The organism is Sporosarcina sp. E16_8 (genome assembly GCF_017347095.1).
Classification (GTDB): Bacteria; Bacillota; Bacilli; order Bacillales_A; family Planococcaceae; genus Sporosarcina.
Map to the genome: position 1 here is coordinate 1 of NZ_JADPRZ010000126.1, position 717 is coordinate 717.

The following is a 717-nucleotide window of genomic DNA, read 5'->3' on the forward strand; positions in this document are numbered from 1 at the left end:
GAGTGCAGCATAGAGTGCTTTCAATTGCTCATCTTCAGAAGTATTCGCCCCTACTAGATTGCCAAGTTCATCACCGGATCCTTGTCCCCCGTTTACGCCGTTCATCCCAGCCGTCCGTTGTGCTAAATCTGTCTGAAGTGTATTTTTCGCCGATAATGCTGCCCATTTATCCATTGGGAAGTCGATGGCCGTCACACCATCTGTGAACAATCCTTCGATATCAGAAATCCATGTTTCCATCGTCTTCAGGTCAATCTCTATCGCTATCAAAGCCCTCGTCTGATTCGCATCAAATTCATACAAATCGGCAATCGTTTGATCCCGTTTCCTTCGTGCATCTCGAACCCCTTCCTGCACATCACTATCATTCAAATGTGGAAGGGCAACGATATCGGCGACCTGATTCATAATGTCGTTCGCTTCGTCGGTGAGACTGCTTGTCAGTCTAGAAATTACCGTAAGTCCTTCTTCAACTTCTCCTTCAAGAAACGTTTGACGGATGAACCCGTTCGCATTCGGTTCAAGTCCATCGAGTGCGGAATCCATTTGGGTGAGGACGTTTACGTAATTGCTTTTGAATGTCATGAAAAACTGTAAGAACGGCAGGTGGCACTCCGCATAAAATGCGCGGATCGCATCTCCACCTTGTCCTTTCAATGAATCTTCCATCGCTACAAGTCCTTCGACTGCGGTCTCGATTGCTTCCATTTCATTTTC

The 717-nt window shown here is 46.6% G+C and carries 1 protein-coding gene; it reads right to left on the bottom strand.

Annotated elements, in window-relative coordinates:
* The coding region (locus I2484_RS21195) for a ribonuclease YeeF family protein (RefSeq protein ID WP_207152999.1) at window positions 1-717 on the bottom strand (717 nt) is incomplete at both ends.